This window comes from Massilia sp. CT11-108, assembly GCF_047302915.1.
GTDB lineage: Bacteria > Pseudomonadota > Gammaproteobacteria > Burkholderiales > Burkholderiaceae_D > Telluria > Telluria orientalis.
This window is the reverse complement of sequence record NZ_JBKYMO010000345.1, coordinates 1-6216: the sequence shown is the minus strand read 5'-3', so window position 1 is coordinate 6216 and position 6216 is coordinate 1. Positions and strand designations below refer to the sequence as shown.

Sequence of the window (6216 nt, the reverse complement as noted above, 5' to 3'; positions counted from 1 at the left end):
GTTCCCCGTGCCGCTGGGTGAAGCGGCGTCGTGGGGTCTGGCGGGGGTAGAGGGATAGGCCCGCATAGCCGCCCGCGCAGCCGCCGCGGCCGGCGCCGCCGAATGCGTTCGATCCGCTCGCGGGCGACATCGCCGAGCTGCGGGCGCAACTGGCACGCCAGGGCCATGCCGCGCATGCGGCCAAACGCACCACGCTGCCGTTCGGCGCCGACAAATGGGGCCACGACATCGTCCGGAAGACGATCAAGGGCGGGCAGACGTCGATCGTCGTGGGCCTCGTCGCCGCGTTCGTCGCCGTCGCGCTGGGCACGTTGTTCGGCGCGCTGTCCGGCTTCTACGGCGGGCTCGTCGACGATTCGTTCAACTGGTTCTACAACGTGTTCACGGCGATCCCCTCGATCCTGATGATCCTCACCGTGGCCGCCGTGCTGCAGACGAAGGGCGTGCTGACGATCGTGCTGATCCTCGGCCTCACCGGCTGGACGGGGCCGTACCGCCTGATCCGCGCCGAGTACATCAAGCACAAGGCGCGGGAATACGTGATGGCGGCCGACGCGATCGGCGCGTCCGGCTGGCGCAAGATGTTCGTGCACATCTTCCCGAACGTGTCGCACGTGGCGCTCGTGCAGATGTCGATCCTCGTCGTCGGCTTCATCAAGGCCGAAGTGATCCTGTCGTTCCTCGGCTTCGGCGTGCCGGTGGGCGTCGTCTCGTGGGGCAGCATGCTGAACGAGGCGCAGAATGAGCTCATCCTCGGCAAATGGTGGCAACTGACGGCGGCCGCCAGCGCCATGGCCATCCTGGTCACGGCGTTCTCGCTGTTCGCCGATTCGCTGCGCGATGCGCTGGATCCGAAATTGAAATGAACCTGCTCGACGTCCACAATCTGCGTGTGTCCTTCCGGACCGATAAAAAGAACACGTTCGAGGCCGTGAAGGGCATCTCGTTCAGCCTGCCGCTCGATGCGACCGTCGCGCTGGTCGGCGAATCGGGCAGCGGCAAGTCCGTCAGCTCGCTCGCCGTGATGGGGCTGCTGCCGCCGGAGACGACGATCATCCACCCCGGCTCGTCGATCCGCTTCGAGGGCCGCGAGCTGCTCGGCCTGCCGGTCGCGGAACGCCGGCGCCTGTGCGGCAAGGACATCGCGATGATCTTCCAGGAACCGATGTCGTCGCTGAATCCCGTGTTCACGGTCGGTTTCCAGATCGGTGAAGTGCTGCGCCTGCACCTCGGCATGGACAAGCGCCAGGCGCGCGCCCGCACGCTCGAACTGTTGGAGGAAGTGGGCATTCCCGATCCGGCACACAAGATCGACGCCTACCCGAGCCAGATGTCGGGCGGCCAGCAGCAGCGCGTGATGATCGCGATGGCCATCGCGTGCGAACCGAAGCTGCTGATCGCGGACGAACCGACGACGGCACTGGACGTGACGATCCAGAAGCAGATCATGGAACTGATCGCGACCCTGCAGCAACGCCGCCGCATGGCCGTGCTGTTCATCACGCACGACCTGGGCCTGGTGGGCGAGATCGCGGACCGCGTGATCGTCATGCGCCACGGCGAGGTGCGGGAAGAGGGGCTTGCCACGCAGGTGCTGGGCGACCCGCGCGATGCGTACACGCGCGCGCTGCTGCACTGCCGCCCGCCGCTGGATGCGCGGCCCGTGCGGCTGCCCGTCATCGACGACTACCTGAGCGGACGCGCCCAGCCCGGCGACACGCTGCCCCAGCGCACGCGCGGCTATGCGCCGGGCGACGATAATATCCTCGTCGTAAACAATCTCGCCAAGACCTTTTATCTGCGCGAAGGCCTGTTCGGCAAGCGCGCATTCCAGGCCGTGAAGGACGTGTCGTTCACGCTCCCGCGCGGCAAGACGCTGGGCGTCGTGGGCGAATCGGGATCGGGCAAGACGACGGTCGGCCTCACGCTGCTGCGCCTGCACCGCGCGACCGGCGGCAGCGCGCTGTTCGACGGCCGCGACCTCGTCGCGATGAGCGATGCCGAGTTCCAGGCGTACAAGCGGCGCATCCAGATCGTGTTCCAGAATCCGTACGCGTCGCTGAACCCGCGCTTCACCGTCGGCCAGATCCTGCTGGAGCCGATGCGCATCCACCGCATCGGCGCGAACGATGCGGAGCGTACGGAACATGCGCGCCATCTACTGCAGAGAGTGGGCCTCCCGGCGCAGGCATTCGACCGCTATCCGCACGAATTCTCCGGCGGCCAGCGGCAACGCATCGCCATCGCGCGCTGCCTGACGATGAAGCCGGAGATCCTCGTGTGCGACGAATCCGTGTCCGCGCTCGACGTGTCGGTGCAGGCGCAGGTGCTGAACCTGCTGCAGGACCTGCAGGACGAGTACGGGATGAGCTACATCTTCATCTCGCACGATCTGTCCGTGGTGAAGTACATCTCGGACCGCGTGATGGTGATGCACCACGGCAGCGTCGTCGAGATGGCCGATGCGGACGAGCTCTACCGCAATCCGCAGCATCCGTACACGCAGCAATTGCTGGCCGCCATACCGCGCGGCGCCTGAAAATTCGGGGTCAGGCTCTGACCCCGAATTTTCTGACCCCGAATTTTAGGTGTTGCGCGCGGGCTGCGCGCGTTGCCGCTTTCGCCACGCCGGTGCCGGTTTTCCGCTACCATACCAGGATGGCCCAGCTCTCCCACCTGATTCACGTCTACGGCGTCCTCATCGTGTTCGGCATCGTCCTGCTCGAACAGATCGGACTGCCCATTCCCGCGTTTCCGGTGCTGATCATCGCCGGTGCGCTGGCCGTCGACGGCGGGGCCAACTGGCCGCTGTACCTGGCCGCGGCCGTGCTGGCTTGCCTCATCAGCGATTACTTCTGGTTCCGCGCCGGCCGCTACTACGGCAAGCGCATCCTGCGCCTGCTGTGCAAGATTTCGCTGTCGCCCGATTCCTGCGTCAGCCAGACCGAGGACAATTTCAGCCGCTGGGGCGCGAAATCCCTCGTCGTCGCCAAGTTCATTCCCGGCTTCAACACGATCGCGCCGCCGCTCGCGGGCGCCATGGGCACGACGACGCCGCAGTTCGTCTGGCTGTCCGTCGCCGGCGGCCTGCTGTGGAGCGGCGTGGGCATGGGCCTCGGTGCCTGGTTTCACAACAGCGTGGACGACGTCATCGCATGGTTCGAGACCCTGGGCAGCACGGCGTTGATGGTCGTCGGCTTCCTGCTCGTGCTGTTCGTGTCGTTCAAGTACATCGAGCGCAAGCGCAACCTCGGCGGGGCCAACCTGCCGCGCATCACGATGGACGAGCTCAAGGACCTGGTCGAGGCGGGACACGATCCGCTGATCGTCGACGCCCGCGGCGCCACCGCGCGCCAGCTGGAAGCAGGCATTCCCGGCGCACTGGTCTATGGCGACAACGTGCCGGAGCGCCTGATGGCCACGCTCGACAAGGACCGCCACATCGTCATCTATTGCTCCTGCCCGAACGACGTCACGGCGGCGCAGGTGGCGAAGGAATTCGTCAAGAACGGTTTTCATCGCGCCCGTCCGCTGCACGGCGGCCTGGATGCGTGGAACGACCATTGCGCGGCCGCCCAGGCCGACGCCGAGCTCAAGCCCAAGCACGGCTGAGCAATCATCCATTGACCGATCACGCGGCACCGGCCCGGCGCGCCGGCGCTCGCTCATGCGTTCGATAAATCCCGCGCATTGGTAGCTGGACTACTCGTTGCTACACAGGGGTTTTACGCAAATTCGCCCGGGTGTTGGGTCGGATGTATCTAAACTACAATAAAAGCTTGCGCTGCAGCCAAGAAATCCTTAAGCTTCGAGGAATCTGTTTCTTACGGCCTGCCATGATCGTTTCGCCCGTTGCCATCGTCGATCCGTCCACCGAACCGCGCCTCGACAGCGCCCGATACGCGAGCCCGCGCCTGCTGGCCGACATCGGCGGGACCAATGCTCGCTTCGCGCTGGAAACCGGACCCGGCACGGTCGGGCTGATCGAAGTCCTGCCGTGCGCCGCGTACGCGACCCTCGCCGACGCGCTACGGGCCTACCTCGCGCTGCCGCACGTGGCCGCCGTGGGCGCCGTCCGCCATGGGGCGATCGCGATTGCGAATCCGATCGTCGGCGACTTCGTGCGCATGACCAATCATCACTGGGAATTCTCGATCGAGGCGCTGCGCCGCGAGTGCGGATTCGACGCACTGGCCGTCGTCAACGATTTCTACGCGCTGGCGATGGCGCTGCCGCACCTGGCGGACGGCGAGAAGCGCCAGGTCGGCGGCGGCGCGCCCGTCGCGGGCAGCTCGATCGGCCTGCTGGGAGCGGGGACGGGTCTGGGCGTATCCGGCCTGGTGCCTGCGGAAAACCTGCCGGCTGGCGCCAAGCCGGTCTGGACGGCACTGCGCAGCGAAGGCGGCCATGTGACGTTTTCCCCGGCCAACGAGACCGAAGTCGCCATCCTGCAATTCGCCTGGCGCGAATTCGAACACGTGTCGGCCGAGCGCTTCCTGTCCGGTTCCGGCCTGGAACTGATCTACCGCGCGCTGGCGAACCTGCGCGGCGGCGCGGTGGCGGCACTGGATGCGCCCGAGATCACGCGCCGCGGCCTGGCCGGCACCTGCGTCGTGTGCGACGAGGTCATCGAGGTCTTCTGCGGCATGCTGGGCACCATCGCCGGCAACCTGGCCGTCACGCTGGGCGCCCAGGGCGGCGTCTACATCGGCGGCGGCATCGTGCCGCGCCTGGGCGAGCGCTTCGCCGCCTCGTGCTTCCGCGCCCGCTTCGAGCAGAAGGGCCGCTTCGCGGGCTACCTGGCGCAGGTGCCCACCTATGTGATCACGGCCAACTACCCCGCTTTCGTGGGCGTTTCGGCAATCCTCGCGGACCATCCGGGCGTGTGATCCGCGTCCGCGGCGTCGCTTCCGATGCATGGCAATGTTCTTTTCCCGGTTTTATCGGGTACAATGACTGTCAGTTGGAAGAAACGATGTCGTTCGCTTAGCCCGGCGCCAGGAGCCTCGCCTCCAGAGCCCAGTCTCCCGATGGTGCCGGTAGCCCCGTTTCTCTTGAAAATCAACCGTTTGCGGTCCACTTTCCGGTGAGCCGCCCCGTGCCAGGGCGCAAACCCTCACGGTATCCCGTCCGGTACGCCAATCCGGGCGATGGAACCCCGTTTCAAAGCATGAGTCTCAGTCTGGCGGCTGCCGCGCAGCTGATGGAGCGGGTTATGTTTGATGATTCTTAGCATCCAGAGTTGCACACTCCGCTGACGACATCGTTATGAACACTGATGAGGCCAAGAAGGTCCTCGAGACCGCCTTGCTGTGCGCGCGCGAGCCGATGACGATCCACGCCATGAAGAAGCTCTTCGTCGACGTGGACAAGGACGGCCAGCCGCTGGGCGCCGGCGTCGGGTCGGATACGATCAAGATCCTGCTCGAAGAATTGCGCCAGGATTGGCAGGATCGCGGCATCGAGATCGTCAGCCTGGCATCGGGCTGGCGTTTCCAGAGCCGCCCGGAAATGAAGCCTTACCTGGACCGGATCGCGCCGGAAAAACCGCCGAAATATTCGCGCGCGACCCTGGAAACCCTGGCGATCATCGCCTACCGCCAGCCGGTGACGCGTGGCGACATCGAGGAAATCCGCGGTGTGGCGGTGAATTCGCAGACGATCAAGATGCTGGAAGACCGCGGCTGGATCGACGTGGTGGGCCACCGCGAAGTGCCCGGGCGCCCCGCGCTGCTGGGAACGACGAAGCAGTTTCTCGACGACCTGGGGCTCGCCGCGCTGTCCCAGTTGCCGCCGCTGCAGCAGGTGGCCGACATCGGCGCCGGGCGCAGCCTGGAAGCACTGGAAGCGGCCCTGCAACAATTTGACGACACTTCACCCGTTGAAGTCCCGATACACGACCAAGCGCTCGCGTCCAACGACTGATCGTCGCGCCAGGTCAGCAAAACCAAGAAATGAATGATGAATCCAACTGACATGAACGAGACGATCCCTGCCGAGGCAGGACAGGAGACGGCCGCCAAGCCGAAGCGTCGCACCAAGCCGAAGGCGGAGGCCGCACCCGCGCCCGCACCGGAAGGCGCGCAGCCGGAGGCCGTGGAAAAACCGAAACGCACGCGCAAGACCGCGGCCCAGAAGGCGGCCGAGGACGACGCACCGAAGCTGCACAAGGTGTTGGCGGAAGCGGGCCTCGGTTCGCGCCGCGACATGGAAGAA

The 6216-nt window shown here is 65.9% G+C and carries 3 protein-coding genes and 3 pseudogenes; all 6 read left to right on the top strand.

The features are described 5' to 3' along the window. Nucleotides 1-89: 89 nt before the first annotated feature. Nucleotides 90-866, top strand: a pseudogene (locus tag ACEN88_RS22340) (ABC transporter permease); the annotation flags it as partial. Next, nucleotides 863-2539: an ABC transporter ATP-binding protein gene (locus tag ACEN88_RS22335; protein ID WP_413343135.1), complete on the top strand. Its 1677-nt coding sequence runs from the start codon at nt 863-865 to the stop codon at nt 2537-2539. The pseudogene ACEN88_RS22340 and the gene ACEN88_RS22335, both read left to right, overlap by 4 nt. Before the next feature lie 119 nt (nt 2540-2658). Beyond that, nucleotides 2659-3612, top strand: a complete 954-nt coding sequence (locus tag ACEN88_RS22330) for a DedA family protein/thiosulfate sulfurtransferase GlpE (protein ID WP_413343133.1) — start codon at nt 2659-2661, stop codon at nt 3610-3612. Nucleotides 3613-3836: 224 nt separating this feature from the next. Beyond that, nucleotides 3837-4889, top strand: coding sequence for a glucokinase (locus ACEN88_RS22325; protein ID WP_413343132.1), 1053 nt, complete (start codon nt 3837-3839; stop codon nt 4887-4889). A gap of 379 nt (nt 4890-5268) precedes the next feature. Next, nucleotides 5269-5862: pseudogene (scpB, locus tag ACEN88_RS22320) on the top strand (SMC-Scp complex subunit ScpB); the annotation flags it as partial. Between the two features lie 114 nt (nt 5863-5976). Further along, nucleotides 5977-6216: pseudogene (locus ACEN88_RS22315) on the top strand (23S rRNA pseudouridylate synthase B); the annotation flags it as partial.

What these genes read in the sequence shown, in the direction of transcription:
- ACEN88_RS22330 (WP_413343133.1), top strand. Translation starts at nt 2,659, where the DNA reads ATGGCCCAGCTCTCCCACCTGATTCACGTCTACGGCGTCCTCATCGTG.
- ACEN88_RS22335 (WP_413343135.1), top strand. Translation starts at nt 863, where the DNA reads ATGAACCTGCTCGACGTCCACAATCTGCGTGTGTCCTTCCGGACCGAT.
- ACEN88_RS22325 (WP_413343132.1), top strand. Translation starts at nt 3,837, where the DNA reads ATGATCGTTTCGCCCGTTGCCATCGTCGATCCGTCCACCGAACCGCGC.